Genomic DNA, 2103 nt, shown 5'->3' on the forward strand with positions numbered 1-2103 from the left:
GCCCGGTCCATGCTCGCGGCATCCGCCGAGGCGAACACGTCGGCGGGAGCGCCCCCGGCGATCTGGTCGACCAGCCCGGCCGATCCGTCGAAGGACAGCCGTACCTCGACCTCGGGGTTCTGACGCTCGTAGTCCTCGGCTATCCGGGTGAACGCGCTGGTGAGCGAGGCGGCGGCGAAGACCGTGAGCAGAGGCGAGCCCTCGTCGTCGTCGACCCCGACAGAACATCCCGCCAGCAGGGACATCCCCACGGCCGCGGCGAGCACCCGCACGCCGCCCGCGCCGGCGGCACGCCGCCGGCTCCTCCTGCGTCCCCCTGGGAAGGGCACGGTCGTCGGACTACCGGTAGTTGGTGAACTGCAGCGCGACCTCGAGATCGGCCTTCTTGAGCAGCTGCATGCACTCCTGCAGGTCGTCGCGCTTCTTGGACGACACCCGGATCTCCTCGCCCTGGATCTGCGCCTTGACGCCCTTGGGGCCCTCGTCGCGCAGGAGCTTGGTGATCTTCTTGGCGTTCTCCTTGTCGATGCCCTGCTTGAGGGAGCCGACCAGGCGGAAGCCCTTACCGGACGGCATCGGGTCGCCCACCTCCAGCGCCTTCATGCTCAGGCCCCGGCGGACCAGCTTCTCGATGAACACGTCCTTGGCCGCCAGCACACGGTCCTCGGAGGCCGCGACGATCTCCACCGCGTCGTCACCCTTCCACTCGATACCGGCGTCGGTACCGCGGAAGTCGTAGCGGGTGCCCAGCTCCTTGGCGGCCTGGTTGAGGGCGTTGTCCACCTCCTGGCGGTCGAACTCCGAGACGATGTCGAACGAGGACTCCGAGGCCATGGACGCGCTCCTTCTCCTGGGTTGGGGGACGATCCCGGCCAGGCTACCCGGCCGTGACATCCGCCCGGGCCACCCCGCCGGCCCCCGATTTGGCACCGGGGGTCACACGCGTTGTATCGTGTCCTAGCGCCTTCAAGGGTGCACGCCAGATTGCCCGAGCGGCCAAAGGGAGCGGATTGTAAATCCGTCGGCTTATGCCTACGTTGGTTCGAATCCATCATCTGGCACGCGAGACCCCCGCCACAAGCGGGGGTCTTCGTGCATTTCCTGGCCGCGATAGTGTGGCCGTGTGACACCGTGGACATCAGCGGCGCCGGGTGCGGGACGCCGGTGTGCCGCATCTCATCGAAAAGATTCGAGGTGAGGGGTATCCACGACAGGGTCGGCTCCGAACAACAGGACATGACACTGGATTCGGTAAGCGCCGCCCAGCGGATGACCTCTCGCGACCTGCCCGACGGCCTGGGTCCCGCCGTCGACGACTGGGCGGCCGATCTCGACCGCACCACCCGATCCGGCAAGGGCATGCGCTCGGCACTGTTCGACGCGGTCTACACGCACGCCGGCGGTCGCGACGAGGCGGTTCGCGCCGCCGCCTGTCAGGCGCTCGAACTCCTCCACGAGGCCTTCCTGGTCCATGACGACGTGGCCGACGGCGACGACCACCGCCGGGGCCGGCCCAACCTGCAGGGTCGGACCACGACGCGGGGTGCCGAGCAGGGGTTGTCCCGGGAGACCGCCGCGCACGTCGGCATGGTGGGGGGACTGCTCGGCGGGGATCTCCTCCTGGTGGCCGCGATGGGCGAGTTCGCCCGGTTGCCCGTGCCGGCGCCCGTGCTGCACCGCGCCATGGCGGAGGTCGAAGGCGCGGTGGTGGCCTCCATCGCCGGGGAGTACGCCGACGTGCACGGTGCGGCCCACGGTGAGCCGACCACGCAGGAACACGCGCTGGCGATCGGTGCCGCCAAGACCGCGGCCTATTCCGTGACCCTGCCCATGGTGCTGGGCGTGGTCCTGGCCGGGGGGCCGGAGGAGATGATCCCCCCGCTCCGTGAGACCGGTCGCCACCTGGGCACGGCGTACCAGGTGGTCGACGACGTCCTGGGCGTGTTCGGCGACCCGGCGGTGACCGGCAAGTCCAACGAGGGTGACCTGATGCGCCGGGCCCCCACGGTGTTGCTCGCCTTCGCCTCCACCACCGATCTCTGGCCGCGTGTCGACGCCGCGCTCGGTGGCACCGACGCCGGCCGGCCCGGCCCTGACCCGGCC

The 2103-nt window shown here is 70.1% G+C and carries 3 protein-coding genes and 1 tRNA gene; 2 read left to right on the forward strand and 2 right to left on the reverse strand.

Annotation, left to right across the window (positions count from 1 at the left end; genetic code table 11):
* On the reverse strand, nucleotides 1-329 hold a 329-nt coding region (locus tag G6018_RS13835), incomplete at its 3' end, for an extracellular solute-binding protein (protein ID WP_347237872.1).
* 10 nt (nucleotides 330-339) lie between these two features.
* Nucleotides 340-834, reverse strand: coding sequence for a YajQ family cyclic di-GMP-binding protein (locus G6018_RS13840; RefSeq protein ID WP_179523183.1), 495 nt, complete (start codon nucleotides 832-834; stop codon nucleotides 340-342).
* Nucleotides 835-978: 144 nt separating this feature from the next.
* Between G6018_RS13840 and G6018_RS13845 the strand changes: the two genes are divergently transcribed.
* A tRNA-Tyr gene (locus G6018_RS13845) sits at nucleotides 979-1061 on the forward strand.
* 175 nt (nucleotides 1062-1236) lie between these two features.
* On the forward strand, nucleotides 1237-2103 hold an 867-nt coding region (locus G6018_RS13850), incomplete at its 3' end, for a polyprenyl synthetase family protein (protein WP_182639918.1).

Origin of the sequence: Dietzia sp. DQ11-44, from assembly GCF_014145205.1 — a bacterium.
GTDB classification, from domain to species: domain Bacteria; phylum Actinomycetota; class Actinomycetes; order Mycobacteriales; family Mycobacteriaceae; genus Dietzia; species Dietzia natronolimnaea.